Below are 18,673 nucleotides of genomic sequence, written 5' to 3' on the forward strand. Positions count from 1 at the left end.
CCTTGTTGCGGCAGCACTTCTGCGCTTTATTTACGAAGTTGGTATGGGGCTTGCTCTACTCAAAGTGTTGTTCTAACACGGCATATGCCAATCAACCTTGGAGTTAAATATGAAAAAGTCTATGCAAAAGGGTTTTACCCTCATTGAATTGATGATCGTTGTTGCGATTATCGGTATTTTGGCTGCTGTAGCGCTGCCGCAATACCAAACTTACGTTGCTAAATCTCAGGTTACCCGTGTAATGGGCGAATTGAGTGCAATCAAAGGTGTAGTTGAGACTTGCTTGATGGCTGGTAAAACTAACCCTGTAGGTCCAGGTGGTTCAGATGTTGCTCCTGATTGTTTGATTGGTTTCAGTGGTAGCTCTTTGCTAGGGCAAGAAACTGCAGGCACCCCAATTCCCACAACAGCAGCTGATGGTTTAGGTAGTGCTCTGGTAACTATCGCAGCTGATGAATCATCTGTTGCGGGTACATTTGGTAATAGCGCTTCTGCCGTTTTAACAGGCGATACTTTGACATGGAGCCGCGATGCAAATGGTACTTGGACTTGTGCAACTACTGCTGACGCACAATACGCACCACCAGGTTGTCCAGGTGCTGCAGCGGCTGCCGCGCCATAATTTTTAGTGTGTTTACAGGAAGCCACCTTCGGGTGGCTTTTTTATTTACAAAGTTAATATCTTATGAAATCAAAGTTGATTAAATACCTTGTTACGGCATTTCTGATTGCGGTTTCCTTCTGGTTTTATTTCCAGCTCTCTACCTACCCCTATAAAGTGGCTCGTTGGTATCAACCGCTTGAAGCCAAATTTGTTTTAACATTTGCTACACAATGTTCTCCTGATGCGGGTTGGTTGGGATTGTTTATTGATCATGCCGTTACCAACCAAGGGGCTTATTCTGCACAGGTCACGTTTTTAGATTCTGATAAGCAAGCATATAGCTGTGAGTCTGGTTATAAAAAAGCGTTTATGAGTGAGCCGGTGACATCTAATAATCGCTACCGTTATGCAAGCACCAGCAAGCTGATTACTACATCTGCTATTTTGAAATTGTTGAGTGAGCATCAGATAGATCTTGATAAAAAAGTAGTGAGCTTTTTTCCTGAGCTAACAGAATTTAGTGATGTTCGTATTGAGCAGATAACGATTGCTCATTTACTTAATCATCGTGCAGGGTTTAATCGCCTCACATTGGCGGGCGACCCTATGTTTTTACTGCGTAATAAACCTTGGTGTCCGAATGACGTAAGTGAGTTACGTAGATTAAGGCTGGCGTTTAATCCAGGTGAGCAGCAAATTTACTCCAATCTTGGATATTGCTTATTGGGTGAAATTATTCACCGTGTTACAGGCGAGGATTATCGTAGCTATGTTGAGAAAGCGTTTACATTAAATGAACGAAATATCAAATTTATAAATAACTACTACTACGATGATGAGGTCAGGTACGACTACCGTTACGAGGAGACCTATAACGATTCCTATCTGGGGCTGTTTGATTTTGAAGCAGTGTCTGCCGCAGCAGGCCTTTCAGGTTCTGCTACCGCTTTAGCCGGGTTGTTATGGGATATTCAGCATAGGCAATCATCGTCACCCTTTGAATTAAAAGCTCCTAATGGAGAATGCAACTTACTAAAAGTAGATGAATGCCTTGTATTAGGCGTGCGCCATTACCAGCCTGGAAAAGAAGGGATAATGCTCCATTATCATGAGGGTTATTTACCGGGTTCTGCGTCTGTCGCGGTTGTCGATAGTTACGGTGGTGTAACTGTTTTGCTTAAAAGTGGTGCCAATCGATATCAAGAAAACCCCGATAATGAGTGGGTTCGTTGGATTTACAAACGATTAACACTTTACTACTTATTACAAGGCAAGTTGCCGGTGTTGAACGTGATAGCTCCTAATCATTAATTACCCAAGAACTTAATGTTTATGAAATTTCGTTTTTTTTGTTTTACTTCCCACTTGTTGATTTCATTTGTTATTGCACTCCTCACAATTTTCGTTGTGTTTTGGGTGTGGTATCCCTCACCACTTGATAAGGCATTGGGAGTGGCCGATATTTTTTTATTGTTGTTATGCATCGATGTGATTATTGGCCCGTTACTGACATTAATTGTTGCTAAGCAAGGCAAAAAGACGTTGAAAATGGATTTGTCTATTATCGGTGCTTTGCAAATTGCTGCACTGAGTTATGGTTTATATATTGTTGCGCAAGGCAGACCGGTCTGGTTGGTTTATGACAATAATCGTTTTGAAGTTGTGCAAGCCTATGAGGCGGTAACTAACCCACAATCTTCACGGGGTGATTTTCCGTTGTCTTTGACTGGCCCTATATGGGGTGCAGTAATTGAGCCTGTACCTGCCACTGTTGCAAGACGAGATGCATTTTATCAAGCCGCATTTTTGCAAAAATATGAGTTGGTCGCTAATAAAAGTGGCTCCAATGCCATGCCGATCGAAGTACTTAAACGCTTTAACGATGCAGATAAAGTCGAGCAAGAGGCTAGCAAGTATCCAACTGCGAATAGTTATATCCCCATGATAGGCAAACAAAAACCCATGGTTGTGTTTGTTGATAAAACAACAGGCGAAGTCATTGCGATTGTTGATCTCGCTCCATGGTAAACAGTGGTATTTACCGCGAGCAGAGGAAATTAATTCCACCAGCTATCAAACTATTTCACATTTGGACAATTTTTGTCACTTTCTGTGAGGTTGTTTAGTTTTATTCATAATAAAAGTAAATGGATTTTAGTTCGTTTTATACAAATACTGCCTGTATTCTCCTGAGATAGTTCTAATATGTTTGCTTTTTTAGTTTGGCTTAATAATTGCTCATGTGAGAAGTAAATGAAATTTTTCTCTGGGCATGAGCAAATGAAAAAATTTTCGTCAGAGGGTTTTACATTAATTGAGTTAATGATTGTAGTTGCAATCATCGGAATTCTTGCGGCTGTAGCTCTGCCTGCTTATCAAAACCATGTTGCTAAATCGCAAGCAACGCGAGTTATGACAGAGACGGGTGGTTTGCGCGCTTTGATTGAAAACTGTGTGAATGGTGGCCGCACAACAATTGGTTCTGGATTGGGTGAGTGTGATCCTAGCGCATCTGGCTCATCACTAATTGATGGTGCTTCCCAGACCGCTGTTGTACTCGCACCTGGTTTGGGAGTGCCACAAGTAACCTTTGGTGCAGGCGGCATTGTTACTGTTGAAGCGACTTTTAGCGGCCAGGCTCATCCGGTTTTTGCATCAAAAACGTTAACCTGGCAGCGTAGCGCAAATGGTTCGTGGACTTGTTCTACAACAATAGAAGAGCAATACCGTCCTGCTGGATGTAACTAACTGCTCACCCTCATTGACAAATCCACCGCTTTGCAATGCTTCGTCAATCCGCCAATAGAAATAAAATCCACACCGGTTTCCGCAGTAGGAACCAGTGTGGATTCGTTGATATTACCTGATGCTTCCAGCTTCGCTTTTCCGGCATTGATGGCTACCGCTTTTTTCATATCGGTGATAGAAAAATTATCGAGCATGATGATGTCTGCACCTGCGGTTAGTGCTTGGTCCAACTCTTCAAACGTTTCTACTTCCACCTCGACAGGTTTGTCGGGGGCAATTTTATGTGCGGTGGCAATAGCATTGGCAATACTTCCGCAGGCGGCAATGTGATTTTCTTTTATCAAGAATGCATCATACAAACCGATCCGGTGGTTATGGCAGCCACCGCAAGCAACGGCATATTTTTGCGCGGTGCGCAGGCCGGGGATGGTTTTGCGGGTGTCCAATAGTTTGACCTGGGTATGGGCTACTTTCTGTGCGTACTGATGGCTGATAGTGGCGGTACCGGAGAGGGTCTGTACAAAATTCAGTGCCGCACGCTCACCTGTCAGCAGACTGCGGGCATTCCCCTTGAGCGTGAAGAGCGTGCTATTTGCGCTTGCTGCCTGCCCATCTTCTATGTGCCAGATAACCTCGACTTGCGGATCTAACTGGCGGAACACTTCTTCTACCCAAGCTTTGCCACAAAAAATACAATCTTCACGGGTGATGATATGAGCTTGCGCAGTTTGCTGTGCAGGAATCAACTGGGCGGTGATATCGCCGTTTCCGATGTCTTCTGTCAGCGCAATTTTCACGCTATTCGTTATATCGGCGGCGAGTGTTGGCAAGTTTTTGCTATAAAAAGAGTTCATTAGATGTGTCGAATAATTAAACAGTTTAAGCGATAAAACGGGCTGTTTTGGCGCGCCAGTTTTCCCCTAATTCCAAAAGCTACTTAAAAAACGCTAAAACGGCGGAGCAGTTATAGCTATTTGTGATATGTCTCTCGATCTTATCATTTGCCTGTTTGGTGTGTCTTGGCCTTGGTTATACTTCATTCAAGTACGTTTTTCCCAATGGTAACCAACCATGTCCGAGCATATGAAATCTGACCCCAAAAAGGTTGTTCAACTTAATGTCGAGCGGAATTCAACCGCTAACTCCCAAGTGGCGCTCGCACGCTTACCTGCTGCTATGCACACGTTGCGCGACAAAGCGCGGCAGCAGTTACAGCTTTTCCTGCGTGAGTTGTTCGATAAAGTAGATGATGCCATGTTTGAATTGGCAGACAAAGCGAACAATAACCACGACCAGAACATCTTTTTTGATTCCATGCGCGAAGTGCGCATCCGTCGCCGTGCGATGGAAACAGCATTTTTCCGCAGTATTGATATTCGCTTCGCCCAGCTGCTTGATCCTTCAGCCTATCGCGATGAAAGCCCATCAGGTGAAAAAAGCATCTCTCTGGATGATTTGTCGCTGGTAAAAAATGATGAATTGGAAGAAATGGTTGCTGTTGATGGCATGATCAACAAAGCAAACGAGCAATTTGCCGAAGCCATCCAGCATTTGACCTTGCGTATTGATCATTTGGTGCCAACCAAGGTTTATCAAAAAAATAATCCGCTAGGTGTTGATGTTATTTGTAATGCATTTACTGACTCGACAAAAACACTGAATGTTGATGTGAAAGCCAAGTTGGTATTGTTCAAATTGTTCGACAATATTGTCATGACCAAGCTTGGCAAGTTGTTTGCCGCACTGAATCAAACATTAGTTGATGCGAATATTTTGCCATCGCTTAAAGAAGATATTCGCCCTAAAAAATCATCCCCAACTTCCGCAAGTGCTGACCAATTTGGTCAAGGTATCAGTGCTAATTTTAATGTGGGGGGATCCGTCAGTGCTGAAACAGGCGGGCTCGTTCAAAGTTATGATGAACAAACCAATCAGGTATTGCATCAATTGCGTAACCTGTTGGGCTCCAACCGTAGTAGCGCACCCGTGCAATTACCCGGTGAAGAAGTTACTACAAAAGATTTAATTAAAATCCTTTCTCTTGCCCAACAGCAAAATACACTCAGTGCGCCTGCTGCGCCCGTTAATTTGCGCAATTTGCTCGGCGACTTGTTGCGCAGTGAAACCCAAACAGCAGCCGCTATTAATCAGGTCGATGATGATGTCATCAACCTTGTTAGCATGATGTTTGAGTTCATTCTGGATGACCGTAACCTTGCCGCACCGATGAAAGCGTTGATTGGCCGTTTGCAAATTCCTATGGTTAAAGTGGCAATTGCTGATAAGACTTTTTTCAGCAAAGGTGGACATCCTGCTCGCCGCTTATTAAATGAAATGGCGATGGCTTGTTTGGGGTGGCAAGAATCCAGCGAGGAAAACCAACGTAAAGACAGCCTCTTCAACAAAATGGAAGAAACTGTTCGTACAGTGCTCACTGATTTTGATACAGACATGAGCATTTTCGAGCGGTTGTTGGTAGATTTCCGCTCATTCCTTGATAAAGAAAAACGCCGTGCACAAATTCTTGAGCAGCGCACTATTGATGCTGAAGATGGCAAAGCAAAATCCGAACGCGCGCGTGCACAAGTCGATGCAGAATTAAATCGTATTTGCGCGGGTAAAGACTTGCCTTTGGCGGTAACAAAATTACTGCGCGAGGCATGGGCCAACGTGATGTTTATCACTTCGCTCAAACAAGGGGTGGATAGTGATGAGTGGCGTAATGCCTCTGCAACGGCACAGCAATTGGTGTGGAGTGTCGTTGCCCCTATGGATAAAGACAACCGCCAGCGCCTATTAAAGCTAGTGCCTGAGTTGTTACAAAAATTGCGCACTGGTTTGGAAAGTATTTCGTTTAGCCCATTTGAAACCACCAATCTGTTTAAACAATTGGAAACTGTGCATTTGGCGCGTTTACGCGGTGATCAAAAACCCGTAGCAGAAGCAGCGACATCTTCCGCTGCCGCATTGGAAGCAAAAGCCACTGAAATGGCTGCCAAAAATGCGGATATGAAAGCGGCTATGCTAGAGGCACAGCGCAAAGCACAGCAGGCGGCGAGCGCAGCAGTTCAACCGTCAATTGCTCAGCCCTCAATCGCCCAACAAGCCGAAAATCAAACGGAGCAACGCGCACAGGCGGTAACAGGTGATGCTGCGGCGGAGGTATCAGAACCGATTTTCACCGTCGTTGCAGAATCTGCTGGTGTAGTGAATGAAACAGAAGCGGCGGTAGTTGAAATACCGGCAGCTAATGAAGTTTCAGTCGCAAATGAAGAACTTGTAGTAAGTGAAGATACAAGTGTTGCTACTCAGCCCATCGGTATTTCAGAATCAACAGTGGATGAAAATATTTCTGCTAATACTCATGAGACTGCCATCAGCGAAAGCATTCAGGTGGATCCACAGCATCTTGCATTGGTGAGCAATATTACCCAAGGTACATGGTTTGAAATGCAAGGCGATGCAGGTGAAAAATACCGCTGTCGATTGGCTGCCATTATCCGCTCTGTTGGAAAATACATTTTCGTCAACCGTTCGGGTATGAAAGTCGCCGAAGAGAGTCGTGAAAGTCTGGCACTTGCACTGCAAACCAAGCGCCTGACTATTTTGGATGATGGTATGTTGTTTGATCGTGCACTGGAGGCTGTTATCGGCACTTTGCGTGATCAGCGTAATTTGAGTTAGTGTTTTTTTCTCCTTCCTTGTTTTTCTTCTCCTGGACATTACCCGGCTAAGTGCCGGGTTTTTTATTTTATATCCACGTTTTTTTGCAGAATTAATCTGCGTTTAGTACGACGAGTGTTTGTCCTGCCTGCACGCGAGCACCATCGGTTTTTAAGAGATGCGTTACTGTGCCTGCGCACGTTGCGGTAATATTGATCTCCATTTTCATCGATTCCAAAATTAATAGCACATCACCTGCATTCACTCGTTGCCCGACTTTTACTTGAGTCTGCCAAACACTTCCCGATACTGAGCTATCAATGCGGATGGCATCCTCCGGTAGTTCGGTGTCAGTGTTTTCTTCAGTAGCTTCAGGCTGCTCATAATTGAATTGGCCATTGGCATGCCAGCGCGCCAGTTCCTCATCAAAGGCTTTTTCGCGCTGCTGTGTAAATGCAGTAATGGATTCCTGATTCGTTTCAATAAACGTCTGGTATTCGCGCAAGCTGAATTGGCTTTGTTCGATCTTGATCGGGTAGCGCCCTTGCGGAAAATTATTGCGAATATCCTGTAATTCTTCTGCACTGACTTCATAAAAACGGATTTGATCAAAAAAATTCAGTAGCCAGGGTTGTTTAAATTCTTTTGTTTGGCGATAGCGGTTCCACATTTGTAATGTGCGTCCGACAAATTGATAACCGCCGGGGCCTTCCATACCGTAGATACATAAATAAGAGCCACCAATGCCCACGGAATTTTCTGCAGTCCAGGTGCGTGCGGGATTATATTTTGTAGTCACCAAGCGATGGCGCGGATCAATAGGCGTTGCAACCGGTGCTCCTAAATACACATCACCTAATCCCATTACCAAATAAGAGGCGTTAAATAAAATTGTTTTAACATCCGCAATTGAGTCCAGTCCATTAATACGGCGAATAAATTCCAGATTACTTGGGCACCAAGGCGCATTGGCGCGTACTGATTGCATATATTTTTGGATGGCAAGTTGGCACGCGCTGTCATCCCAGCTGAGCGGCAAGTGAACAATGCGCGAAGGTACACTTAATTCACTCAATTGCGCGACTAATTCCCGCTCCGCTTTTTCCAAATGAGCTAGCAGTACATTCAAAGATAGTATCTGGCTGTTGTAATGGATTTGCAGTGAGCGAATACCCGGTGTTAATTCGCGCAAGCCGGGAAGCGAATTTTTTTCCAGCCATTGCATGAGGGCATGGGCGCGGAAGCGCAATTGGATATCCAACTCCAGCGCACCGTATTCGACCAAAAGAAAATGATCGCCCGCTACACGGTAAACAATATCTTCGCCAAATTCGCTGGCCGCTAATGTTTTAACGATAGGTGATGAAGGTGAAATTGCTTTCCATTCGATTGGTGATGCCTGCAGCTGTATCAGCGATTCGTTTTGCGCTTTTTCAATGGCGACTGCATCTTCAATACTGATCGCAATAAAACGGATTTTATCGCCCGCGCGAACCTGGCCAAGTTTCCATAAATCGGCGCTGATGACAGTGGCCGGACAAACAAATCCCCCGAGGGATGGGCCATCAGGCCCGAGTATGACGGGCATGTCGCCAGTGAAATCCACAGTGCCGAAGGCATAGGCATTGTCGTGGATATTGGACGGGTGCATTCCCGCTTCACCGCCTGAAGTGCGTGCCCATTCCGGTTTCGGGCCAATTAAACGCACACCAGTACGGCTGGAGTTGTAATGCACTTCCCAATCGGTATTAAAAAAGGTGGCGATGTCGTTTTCAGTAAAAAAATCCGGTGTGCCGTGCGGCCCGTAAATGACGCGCAATTGCCATTGGTTGTCGATGTCTGGTTTTAAACTGCTATCAAGCGCTATGGGTTTAATGTCGGAATTACAATGTTGTGCATCGAGGGCGAGAACATCGCCTGCGCGCAATGCGCGACCATTGTGGCCGCCAAATTGCCCGAGTGTGAAGGTGGATTTTGATTGCAAATAATCAGGGCATTGAATTCCGCCTGCTATGCATAAATAACTGCGTGCGCCTTTGTTGGTAATCCTGCCGAGTTGCAATTGCTGTCCTGCAGCAATTGAAATGACTTCGTAGTTTGAAACAGGCTTTCCATCGAGTTTTGCATCAATAGCGGCACCGGTTAATAGTATTTTTACGGCGCAACCAAATTTGAGTGTTGGCCCTTGTAGCGTAATTTCCAACCCCGCAGCTGATTCACTATTGCCGAGTAAACGGTTGCCCAAACGAAATGAATAGGAATCGAATGCGCCGGATGTCGGTACGCCCACATGCCAATAACCTGAACGACCGGGGAAATCCTGAATGGTAGTTTGTGTTCCGCCTTGAATGACATCAATACGCGCAGGGTGATAGGCAAAACTATTTAAATAACGCGTGGTCATTTTGCCTGCAATGAGCGTGTGATCTTGTAGCAATGCACGCAAATAACCGATGTTAGTTTCAATACCGTAGAGATAAGTTTTATCTAATGTATTGGATAATCTGGTTAATGCCTCTTCGCGGTTATTCCCGTGCACAATTATTTTTGCCAGCATGGGGTCAAAAAAAGCAGGTACCTCAATACCACTTTCAATCCAGTGATCGATGCGGACATTTTTATTGGTTGCTGGAAATTCGACTTTACTCAATAAGCCCGCGCAGGGTTGAAAGTTTAGCGCAGGGTCTTCTGCATACACTCGCACCTGAATAGCGTGACCGGTTGGTGTTAATTGATCGCGCAGATTTTTGATACTACCTAGTTCATCAGCTGCTTGGCGTAGCATCCATTCAACCAGATCCACACCGTAAACTTCTTCGGTAACGCCGTGCTCCACTTGTAAACGGGTGTTAACTTCAAGGAAATAAAATTTCTCATCAATAGAGTCGTAAATAAATTCTACTGTACCAGCGTTGCGATAATTAACCGATGCCAACAATTGCTCTGCCGTGCGTTGCATGGCGATGCGTTGAGCTTCCGATAAATTTGGGGCAGGGCATTCTTCTACTACTTTTTGATTGCGTCTTTGGCTTGAGCAATCGCGTTCGCCAATAGCGACGGCGGTGCCTTTGCCATCGCCAAATACTTGCACTTCAATATGGCGCGCAGCGGCAATGAATTTTTCCAGAAACACACCGTCATCGGCAAAATTGTTTTTGCCTAAACGTTTTACCGAGTCAAACGCAGCAACTAAATCGCTCTCGCTATTGCACAGCTGCATGCCAATACCACCGCCACCAGCCGTGCTTTTTAACATCACCGGGTAGCCGATATTCATCGCCGCTATTTTTGCTTCGTCAAGGCTTTTTAATAAATCAGTCCCCGGACAAAGCGGCACACTGGCGGCTTGTGCTAGCTCGCGTGCTTTATGTTTTAAGCCAAATGTAATCATCTGTTCGGCAGTGGGGCCGATAAATACCAAACCTGCTGCTTCGCATTCGGCTACAAAGGTGGAATTCTCACTTAAAAAACCATAGCCAGGATGAATCGCTTGCGCACCGCATTGTTTTGCAATCGCAATAATTTTTTTACGATCCAGATAAGTGTGTGCGGCAGCGCCTTCACCTAAATAATAGGATTCATCGGCAAGGCGTACATGCAATGAATCGGTATCCGATTCTGCATACACGGCGACTGAAATGATATTGAGTTTTTTTAATGTGCGAATAATGCGTGTGGCGATGGCACCGCGGTTGGCGATAAGGACTTTGGTAAACATGTGTTGCTCCGGCAGGCCGTCCTGCTGGGATTGATTACGACAATGGCCGTCCATTGAAGTTATTTAAATTTATAGTTAATTAATTCCACACAATCACTTCAATCGGTGTCGGATTGTAACCATTGCACGGATTGTTCAATTGTGGGCAATTGGAAATCAGCATCACAATATCCATTTTCGCTTTTAGCTCTACGTATTTTCCCGGTGCAGAAATGCCGTCTTCAAAGGTGAGCCCGCCGTCACTAGTGACAGGAACATTCATAAAAAAATTGATGTTGTGGGTAATGTCGCGTTTGCTAATCCCGAACTCGGGGTGCTCAGCTATGGCGAGCATCCAGCTGTCACGGCAGGCGTGCATGCAGCGTTTTTCCAAACTGTAGCGCACGGTGTTGCTTTCCGTTGCGCAGGCTCCGCCAAGTGTGTCGTGGCGGCCGCAAGTGTCTGCGACAATTTCCAGTAATTCGTTATTGGCATTGGATATTAATTTCGTGCCAGCAGTTAAATATAAATTACCCTGAGCGCGTATGGTGTCCATTGCGCTGTAGCGTTCGCTTGGGTCTTTCGCGTTGTAAAACAATACATCGGCAGCTTGGTTGCCTTTTAAATCCACAATGCGAAATGTTTGGCCTTGTTTTATTTCACCTAAAAAATAGTCCCCAGCGGGAACATAGTGTTTGGTGAAGGCAGTTTCAGGATGCAAATTGCTTGGAGTATGTGACATGTTTTGTGCCTCAACTAGATCATTCTTTGCGAATCAGGTTAGCAATTATCTATGCGCGACTCGCCGTAAACACATCCTTGTGGGCTCGACTTCGGCTGCAGCATATGTTCCATACATATGGCTGCACTTCCCACATCCATGTGGGTCGTCCATGCCTCAGACGGTCTCGCATAGATAATTCCTACCCTGCTTCACCGTGCCACTACTAGGTGGCAGGTTATTGAGTTGTTAAATAATAAAGCGCGTTGTTTTGGAATCCGCGTTGGTTTTCTTCGCGGAAATTTTTGCAATAGTCATCATCAGTGACAGGGTCTGCTTCACCCAATTCAATCTCTACCGATGCAAAAGGGTAGCGATTGGATTTACTTAAGGGATGAGGGCATGCGTGCATCACCACTAATGTGTCCATTTCAAAACGCAAGGTGACGCTATTGCCAGCGCATTGGTTTTTGGTGTCGAGTTGAATATTGCCATGGTCATCGGCAATGACTTTGCTAAACCAATTAATATTGGATGCCATATCGGCGCGGCCTAGGCCGTATTTGGCCAGCTCTACCAAAAATGCATCATAGCCATTTTGAAACCATTGATTGCGATGGCTTTGGTAGTCGCGCTTGCCCCATTGTTTTTCAACCTGCTCTGCAGTGCTGTTGCCGCAAATGGTATCGTGCCAATTACCTTCGCCGTTGGCAGAATAATCTTCCACAATCGATGCAAAAATGCGCCCCATATCGGAATACAAACAATTGCCGCGTTGCAATTTAAACGTATGCTGGCATTTCAGTGTGTCCGGTGCGTTATAACGCTCTAATAAATTACGTGGGTTGTAAAACAGCATGCCCACATTGGCACCGCCTTCCAGGTCCGTAATTTTCATCAAACTTCCGCGGCGCATTTCCAATGACCAATGGCCATTGCCGGGCAGGGTTGTGGTGTACAGCATTTTGCTCATGGTTTAAAAATCCTGTATTTCTTGTGCAACAGTTTTTAATTCAGGTGGAACTTGTGTGTTATTGCGCGTAACCGGCAAATCATAGGTAATACTTGCACCGTATGCGGTGGGTGCTTGATTATCCCGGCGCAACTTATCGAACACCCACAAACGTGTTCCTAAATAAAATCCTTCGCTTAAATCATGCGTCACCATAAAAATAGTGAGATTATGTTTGCGCCACAGCTCCAAAATTAATTGGTGCATGTCCGCACGTATGCCGGGGTCTAATGCGCCGAACGGTTCGTCAAGTAATAAAATGCGTGGTTGGCGGATAAGCGCCTGTGCGATAGCCAAACGTTGTTTCATTCCACCGGATAATTCGTGAGGGTAGCGATGGGTTGCCTGTGTTAACCCTACCGATTCCAGTAATGCTTTTGCCTCTTCAACAACCGCTTTCTTTTTGCTGCCAAACAATTTACCCAGCAGCGGTGAGTGTTCGAATTCACGCGCGATGATGACGTTTTCCAATACCGTTAAATGCGGGAATACAGAATATTGTTGAAACACGATGCCGCGGGACTGATCCGGTTCATCGGGAATCGGTTTTCCATCCAGTAATAGTTCGCCAGAGCTGGGGGATTCCATGCCCAATAACATTTTTAAAAAAGTACTTTTGCCGCAGCCGGATGTTCCAACCATGGTAATAAATTCGCCCGCGTTGACGCTGACATTCATGCGTTCCAGGACGATATTGTCACCGTATTTTTTCCACAGATTTTTTGCCTGGATCATGGGCATTTTTTTAGCTCTTTTTTCGTCAAGGATTGTTTTGTCAAAAGAAAGTATGGTCATACACGTCTGCTTATTTTCCAGTGACGGGATGATGCCAGGGGAAACACAGGGTGCTGATTTTTGCCAGTAACCAATCCACTAAAAATGCCAGTAAGGTTATCCATGCAACGTAGGGCAGGATGACATCCATCGACATATAGCGACGGACTAAAAAGATGCGATAGCCCAATCCATCTGTTGATGCGATGGCTTCAGCGGCGATCAAGAATAGCCAGCCAGCGCCAAGTGACAAACGCACTGCATTGATTAATCGCGGCAGTAATTGCGGCGTCAATACCCGCACAATTATTTGCCATGTGGATGCGCCAAGTGTTTGCGCTTTAACGAGTTGCTCAAGGGGGATTTCTTGCGTGCAGCGTTGGATATCGCGTGCAATAAACGGCGCTACACCAATTACAATTAAAGCGACTTTGGATACTTCACCCAAACCAAACACAATAAACAGCACGGGCAGTAATGCCATCGGTGGCACAAGGGAGATGACGGTCAGCAGCGGCGATAAGGGGGAATGGATGCTGGGAATTGCGCCGGTCAATAAACCAATCGTAAAACCTAAGGTGGCTGCGATTAAAATGCCCAAACCCAAGCGATACAAACTGCTGAGCGTGTCTTGCCAAAAAACATATTCACCGCTGCGCTTGCTTGGTTCAAATGCAAGGTTACCCATTGCATCGCCCATTTGCGCAAAACTGGGCAACAGTTTGTCATTGGCATTTTCAGCGAGTCGTGCATCAGACCCGACAAGATAAACAACCAGTAATAGTGCAAACGGCAAAATCGCTAATAATAATTTGAGCGGTTTTGACGGCGTTAAATTAATAAGTCTCTTCATAGTGGTTCTGCATTATGGTTTTTCGTTTTTTAATTTCTCCACACCCAAGCCTGACTTGGGTGTGGATGCAGTGAGGTAAAAATAATTACAGTTTTTTATCGGCAGCCATTTGCATGTAGGTTGTGTCAAATCGCAGCTTCACGTTTTCTTTGTTGCCGTAAACGCCTTTGGGGCCTTCAACGCCGATGAATTCGGCATCGGGTGCACCTTCGCCCAGCAGGCCGTGGTCAAATGAAAATTCAGCGACTTTCTGCATGGTTTTCAACAGTGCATCACTGTTGACTAATTCCAATGCGGATTGCGGGGTGTAAAACATTTTGGTGCTGGCAAGCTGCGCTTCAAAACCGGCAAGATCAGTTCCTGATGCAATTGCCATGGCTGTTTTTGCTTCAGTTGCGGCTTTGTTGGATGCGCTCATCACGCCCATGATTTCGTACCAGGCTCCAACCAATGCTTTACCGAGCGCGGGATTCTTTTTGAGTGTTTCTGTGTTCACCACCATCAAATCCATAATTTCGCCGGGAATTTGCGATGAGTCGAATACCTTGGTGCTATTGGGTTGCGTGAGAATTTCGCTTAGCAGTGGATTCCAGGTAGTGACCGCTGTGACATCTTTCGTACCATAAACTGCAACCATATCGGCATCAGACGTGTTGACGACTTTGATGTCCGACTCTTTCAGCCCAACGGTTTCCAATCCGCGCGCCAGCAGGTAGTGGGATACGCTCAACTCCACCAAATTAACGCTTTGGCCTTTGATGTCTTTCAGGGTTTTGTTTGCGCCCTTGAGCACAACGCCATCGTTGCCGTTAGAGAAATCGCCCACGATCAGCGCAGTGGAATCCACGCCGCCCGCAGCGGGAATAGTCAGCGCATCCATATTGGTCATCACACAGCCATCGAACTGGCCTGCGGTGTATTGGTTGATAGATTCTATGTAGTCATTGATTTGGACGACTTCGATCTCGATGCCGTATTTTTTCGCCCACTTGTCTACGATTTTTTGTTCTGCAGCGTAACTCCAGGGCATCCAGCCAACATAAATAGACCAACAGACTTTGAATGGCTCTGCCGCACTGGCGACACCGGCAGACAACATGAGTGTAAGGGCGAGTAATGGTTTTATAAGGCGGGAATGACGCAACATGAACAACCTCCAGCGGTTTTGGTTACATAGGCGTAGCGTATGGGAGCACTCTGGCAGTGATGCCATTCATCTCCCGGGCTTTTATCCCGCCGTGTAACCTCAAGGCACTACTAACTATTCCTAGTTAGAAGGGACACTGCGGGATTAAGCCCTTGGTGCTGCCTGCGAAGGTCGAAAACTCTCGGACCAGACATTGCGCTTTATTGCACGGAGCGGCGCAACCGGAACCCTAGTTCTCTATTACAAATTGTATGGAATAGCTAAAACCACCCAGAGTGCGGATCAGTTATTACAGGTTGGTAATCGCAAATTGGGTGCCAATTTTTTAATGTGCTGATTTTGATAGGGTTTTGCAGACTTTAACGAGGATGCTGGATTTAATGGTGCACTCTTATGTGGCATTTGCAGGGTGCATGAGGCTTTGTTTTGGTGCGGTGCGGCTTTTTGCAGCAAACTTCAGGGATCGTGCTATTTTTAATCAATCAATGGGCTAGTCGTTGTATTTTCTGGAAGAAATTTAACAAACTGTTAAGATTGTCGCTCAGGATCACCTGTACAGATATGATCTTTGCTCTCTAGAGCTGCAGGCCCTGACCCTGCCGTGGCAAAGCGTGCCGGCTGGTTGGAAAAGAAACAGGCGCTAGGGAGCATGAGAATCATGGAAAAATACGGAATAATTATGCACAACTCAGGCTTACCAGGCTCTGATATTAACAAGACATCGACTTACTCTACGGTCGCTATGTCTGAGCAGCTGGTCATTCAATATCTCAAGCAGTGCCGCGATGTAACGCGTGGTTTTGCGTATCGTGTTTTTCCCAATTTCTGGCGGCAATGGTGCAAGCAAGTGCTTGAAGTGGCTGAGGCTGCCAAGTCCAATAAAGAGCAGATAGCACTTTACGAAACCCAGAATTTGATGGCCGCAGTACAACAAGCTGCCGAGCAGGAATTTTGCCAGCATTTGGCAAACGGTTTTGTTAAATTCAAGAACAAATCCCTCAATACCCTTACTGGCGAAGAGCGTTTCAGTGGCGATATTTTATCGCTGGTGGAACATTCTGATCTCGAAGAAACCATCGCAATCACGTCAATCACCCATCGTGCCGATAACTTTTTTGCCGAACAACTGTGGGCTATCCAACAGCGGTTGGCACTGTTGAACGACGGTGAAAAAATCGATGAGCGCGCCAACCCGGTCAGCCCGGTGCAGTTTTGCGAAGCCCTGCGCAAAGTGCTGAGCAGCCTTGATATCGATGTCAAAACCAAAATCATTGGCTACAAGCTGTTTGACCAGGATGTGATTGGCATGCTGGACGGCTTGTACGATGAGCTGAATGATTATTTGGTACGCCAGAATTTGTTACCCAATTTGCGCTTTGTTCCGGCGAGCGAGAAACCGGTCAAGGCCGAGGATGCAGTGCAGGATGATCCTTCCGAGCGCAATGAACAGCCGCCGCAGAATGAGCAGCAGGAAGATGTACAGCAGCTCCAGCGTCGTGCCAGCGATAAATTGCTCAGTGGTTCCCTGAACCCCAACGATATTCAATATCAAAACAGCCTGCTCAATGCGATCCGGTTGTTGCAGACGCATGTGACCCAGCAATTGCCTGCCATCCAGGCCGCGCAATTACTTGCCCAGCAGGTAGCAACAACACAAGAAACACAAACAACGAATACTCCTGCTGTCGGTGCTACGCCAGCAACGCATGGTGTGCCTGCGGCGAACCTTCAGGTGTATACCCAGCCTCAATTGGTGAATGTGCTGGAGCAGCTGCAAACCCAGGCATTTACTGTCACCCAGCAAGCGCTGGCGGACCATGAATCTGGCCCTGTTCCGATTGCGCCGCAATCAGTCGCTGATGTTGGCCGCAAAATGATGGAGCAGATCGCCAGTGAAAATGAAAACGGCGCGGTAGAAGCGGGCGATATGCAGACAATCGATCTGGTCGGCATGCTGTTTGAGTACATGCTATCGGACGATCATTTGCCGGATTCGGTTAAAGCGCTACTGAGTTATTTGCATACGCCATTTTTGAAAATTGCGTTTATCGATAAAGGCTTTTTTGAGCAGCCTGAACATCCGGCGCGTGTGTTGTTAAATAGCCTTGCAGAAGCGGGTGTGCGCTGGGTCAGTAATGACGGTAGTGACCAATACGATATTTTTACCAAAATCAAAACCACTGTATTTCGCTTGCTGCAAGAATTTAAAAACGATGTGCGGATTTTTGCCGAGCTGCTGATTGAGTTTAATGCCTACACCCACAACGTGGCGCGCCGGCAAGAGTTGATGGAGCGCCGCGCATTGGAAAAAGCGCAAGGCGAAGAAAAACTGCGCGAGGCGAAAATCCAGGTCAATACCGAGGTACGTAGCCGCACTGACAACCGCGAAATGCCCTCGGCGATTTTGTTATTACTGTTGCAGCCCTGGTCAGATTATCTTTCGTTTGTGCTGCTGCGTTATGGTGACAAATCAGAGAGCTGGAAACGTGCGTTGCAAGTAATTGATGATTTGCTGTGGTCGCTGGAACCCAAAACCCAGCAGGCCGATAAAGTCAAACAAATGGAGCTTCAGGATGGTTTGCATGCGGCGCTAGAGCGCGGTTTTGAAACCATCGGCTATGAGCAAGCCAAAGGCCGCAAATTATTGGATGCGGTTGTATCGCTGCAACGTATGGCCTTGTTGAGCCGTAAAGCGGAACCCGCTCCGGCACCTATGCGCAGCAAGCTGGAATCTCTTGCTGCAGAAAAAGCGGGGCACTCAGTGGTTCAGTTGCAACCGGTATCGACTGAAGAAGCTAAAATTGTTGATAGCCTGAAAATGGTTGAGTTCGGTACCTGGTTTGAGTTTGATGGCGGCAAACGCCTTAAAGTGGCCTGGTATAACAAGAAGACCCAGCACTATATGTTGGTGGATCAGCAGGGGCGCAAAGTATCCCTTGCGGCAGGGCTGCAATTGGCGCGCGATATGCTCGCCGGACGTGCGCGCATTATTGCGGGCAGCACCAAGCCTTTCTTCGAGCGCGCGCTGGAGAATATCTATCACACCCTCAATGAGCGGGCAGATACTCTTAAGGCAGGTAATTCATGACCCATAACTGTTCACGCGAACACGATAGGGAGTTAGAGCGCCACACGATTAATGGCGATGTTGATGTGTATGACGGCCTGCGCGATCTCTACGTTGGCCGTCTGGTGAATATCCACACTCAGGGGTTGATGCTGATGGGCGATATGGCGCTGGATGAAGACCGTATCTATACCCTCGACCTGCATTTGCCTGAACCTGTGAATGGGCAATTGGTTATCCAGTTGGGTGCAGATTGTCTTTGGACTCGGGAGGCGGATCTGACGGGGAAGCACTGGATTGGTTTTTCCATTATTGATGCATCCCCGCAGTCGATTGAATCTATACGTGCATTGGTTCAGTTGTTAGGCGAAGCCTACTAATTAAAAA

At 46.4% G+C, this 18,673-nt stretch carries 14 protein-coding genes and 1 riboswitch; of the genes, 7 read left to right on the plus strand and 7 right to left on the minus strand.

Features of this window, described 5'->3' with window-relative positions:
• Window positions 1-109: 109 nt before the first annotated feature.
• The 4 genes from VC28_RS00270 to VC28_RS00285 all read left to right on the plus strand — a co-directional run bounded on the left by VC28_RS00270 (window position 110) and on the right by VC28_RS00285 (window position 3,352).
• Window positions 110-622 carry a pilin gene (locus VC28_RS00270; RefSeq protein ID WP_049628899.1) on the plus strand — a complete coding sequence of 171 codons (513 nt, stop codon included), beginning with the start codon at window positions 110-112 and terminating at the stop codon, window positions 620-622.
• Window positions 623-685: 63 nt separating this feature from the next.
• Entirely contained in the window at window positions 686-1,915 is a 1,230-nt protein-coding gene (locus VC28_RS00275) for a serine hydrolase domain-containing protein (protein WP_049628900.1), read from the plus strand.
• Between the two features lie 21 nt (window positions 1,916-1,936).
• A complete protein-coding gene (gene tfpZ / locus VC28_RS00280) occupies window positions 1,937-2,632 on the plus strand; it encodes a TfpX/TfpZ family type IV pilin accessory protein (protein WP_197085460.1) in 696 nt (231 codons plus the stop codon).
• A 225-nt stretch (window positions 2,633-2,857) separates the two neighbouring features.
• The gene (locus VC28_RS00285) at window positions 2,858-3,352 is read left to right on the plus strand and encodes a pilin (RefSeq protein ID WP_304413520.1); all 495 of its coding nucleotides are present in this window, start codon (window positions 2,858-2,860) and stop codon (window positions 3,350-3,352) included.
• Here VC28_RS00285 and nadC read toward each other — a convergent pair.
• Window positions 3,349-4,206, minus strand: a complete 858-nt coding sequence (gene nadC, locus VC28_RS00290) for a carboxylating nicotinate-nucleotide diphosphorylase (protein WP_049628902.1) — start codon at window positions 4,204-4,206, stop codon at window positions 3,349-3,351. The two genes, VC28_RS00285 and nadC, sit on opposite strands and share 4 nt — an antisense overlap.
• Window positions 4,207-4,423: 217 nt before the next feature.
• On the opposite strand from nadC, the gene VC28_RS00295 reads away from it, so the two are divergent.
• Window positions 4,424-7,036 carry a DUF1631 domain-containing protein gene (locus tag VC28_RS00295; protein WP_049628903.1) on the plus strand — a complete coding sequence of 871 codons (2,613 nt, stop codon included), beginning with the start codon at window positions 4,424-4,426 and terminating at the stop codon, window positions 7,034-7,036.
• A gap of 91 nt (window positions 7,037-7,127) precedes the next feature.
• Here VC28_RS00295 and uca read toward each other — a convergent pair whose 3' ends face one another.
• From uca to VC28_RS00325, 6 genes are all read right to left on the minus strand, one after another.
• On the minus strand, window positions 7,128-10,733 hold the full coding sequence (gene uca, locus VC28_RS00300) for an urea carboxylase (RefSeq protein ID WP_049628904.1): 3,606 nt from the start codon (window positions 10,731-10,733) through the stop codon (window positions 7,128-7,130).
• Window positions 10,734-10,812: 79 nt separating this feature from the next.
• Complete coding sequence (locus VC28_RS00305) at window positions 10,813-11,454, minus strand: urea amidolyase associated protein UAAP2 (RefSeq protein WP_049628905.1); 642 nt, start codon at window positions 11,452-11,454, stop codon at window positions 10,813-10,815.
• A 217-nt stretch (window positions 11,455-11,671) separates the two neighbouring features.
• The gene (locus tag VC28_RS00310; RefSeq protein WP_049628906.1) at window positions 11,672-12,406 is read right to left on the minus strand and encodes an urea amidolyase associated protein UAAP1; all 735 of its coding nucleotides are present in this window, start codon (window positions 12,404-12,406) and stop codon (window positions 11,672-11,674) included.
• A gap of 3 nt (window positions 12,407-12,409) precedes the next feature.
• Window positions 12,410-13,186: an ABC transporter ATP-binding protein gene (locus tag VC28_RS00315; RefSeq protein WP_049632052.1), complete on the minus strand. Its 777-nt coding sequence runs from the start codon at window positions 13,184-13,186 to the stop codon at window positions 12,410-12,412.
• 64 nt (window positions 13,187-13,250) lie between these two features.
• Complete coding sequence (locus VC28_RS00320; RefSeq protein ID WP_049628907.1) at window positions 13,251-14,072, minus strand: ABC transporter permease; 822 nt, start codon at window positions 14,070-14,072, stop codon at window positions 13,251-13,253.
• 85 nt (window positions 14,073-14,157) lie between these two features.
• Complete coding sequence (locus VC28_RS00325) at window positions 14,158-15,219, minus strand: putative urea ABC transporter substrate-binding protein (protein WP_049628908.1); 1,062 nt, start codon at window positions 15,217-15,219, stop codon at window positions 14,158-14,160.
• Between the two features lie 68 nt (window positions 15,220-15,287).
• A riboswitch (guanidine-I (ykkC/yxkD leader) is annotated at window positions 15,288-15,463 on the minus strand.
• 435 nt (window positions 15,464-15,898) lie between these two features.
• Between VC28_RS00325 and VC28_RS00330 the strand changes: the two genes are divergently transcribed.
• Both VC28_RS00330 and VC28_RS00335 read left to right on the plus strand, forming a co-directional pair.
• The gene (locus VC28_RS00330; RefSeq protein ID WP_231591605.1) at window positions 15,899-18,307 is read left to right on the plus strand and encodes a DUF1631 family protein; all 2,409 of its coding nucleotides are present in this window, start codon (window positions 15,899-15,901) and stop codon (window positions 18,305-18,307) included.
• Window positions 18,304-18,666 (plus strand): PilZ domain-containing protein, encoded by a 363-nt coding sequence (locus tag VC28_RS00335; RefSeq protein WP_049628910.1) that lies wholly within the window; start codon window positions 18,304-18,306, stop codon window positions 18,664-18,666. Before VC28_RS00330 ends, VC28_RS00335 begins: the two co-directional genes overlap by 4 nt.
• The last annotated feature ends 7 nt before the right edge of the window (window positions 18,667-18,673 follow it).

Source organism: Cellvibrio sp. pealriver (assembly GCF_001183545.1).
Classification (GTDB): domain Bacteria; phylum Pseudomonadota; class Gammaproteobacteria; order Pseudomonadales; family Cellvibrionaceae; genus Cellvibrio.

What these genes read in the sequence shown, in the direction of transcription:
- VC28_RS00270 (WP_049628899.1), top strand. Translation starts at nt 110, where the DNA reads ATGAAAAAGTCTATGCAAAAGGGTTTTACCCTCATTGAATTGATGATC.
- VC28_RS00275 (WP_049628900.1), top strand. Translation starts at nt 686, where the DNA reads ATGAAATCAAAGTTGATTAAATACCTTGTTACGGCATTTCTGATTGCG.
- VC28_RS00325 (WP_049628908.1), bottom strand. Translation starts at nt 15,219, where the DNA reads ATGTTGCGTCATTCCCGCCTTATAAAACCATTACTCGCCCTTACACTC.
- VC28_RS00335 (WP_049628910.1), top strand. Translation starts at nt 18,304, where the DNA reads ATGACCCATAACTGTTCACGCGAACACGATAGGGAGTTAGAGCGCCAC.
- uca (WP_049628904.1), bottom strand. Translation starts at nt 10,733, where the DNA reads ATGTTTACCAAAGTCCTTATCGCCAACCGCGGTGCCATCGCCACACGC.
- tfpZ (WP_197085460.1), top strand. Translation starts at nt 1,937, where the DNA reads ATGAAATTTCGTTTTTTTTGTTTTACTTCCCACTTGTTGATTTCATTT.
- VC28_RS00330 (WP_231591605.1), top strand. Translation starts at nt 15,899, where the DNA reads ATGCACAACTCAGGCTTACCAGGCTCTGATATTAACAAGACATCGACT.
- VC28_RS00315 (WP_049632052.1), bottom strand. Translation starts at nt 13,186, where the DNA reads ATGCCCATGATCCAGGCAAAAAATCTGTGGAAAAAATACGGTGACAAT.
- VC28_RS00310 (WP_049628906.1), bottom strand. Translation starts at nt 12,406, where the DNA reads ATGAGCAAAATGCTGTACACCACAACCCTGCCCGGCAATGGCCATTGG.
- nadC (WP_049628902.1), bottom strand. Translation starts at nt 4,206, where the DNA reads ATGAACTCTTTTTATAGCAAAAACTTGCCAACACTCGCCGCCGATATA.
- VC28_RS00285 (WP_304413520.1), top strand. Translation starts at nt 2,858, where the DNA reads ATGAAATTTTTCTCTGGGCATGAGCAAATGAAAAAATTTTCGTCAGAG.
- VC28_RS00295 (WP_049628903.1), top strand. Translation starts at nt 4,424, where the DNA reads ATGTCCGAGCATATGAAATCTGACCCCAAAAAGGTTGTTCAACTTAAT.
- VC28_RS00305 (WP_049628905.1), bottom strand. Translation starts at nt 11,454, where the DNA reads ATGTCACATACTCCAAGCAATTTGCATCCTGAAACTGCCTTCACCAAA.
- VC28_RS00320 (WP_049628907.1), bottom strand. Translation starts at nt 14,072, where the DNA reads ATGAAGAGACTTATTAATTTAACGCCGTCAAAACCGCTCAAATTATTA.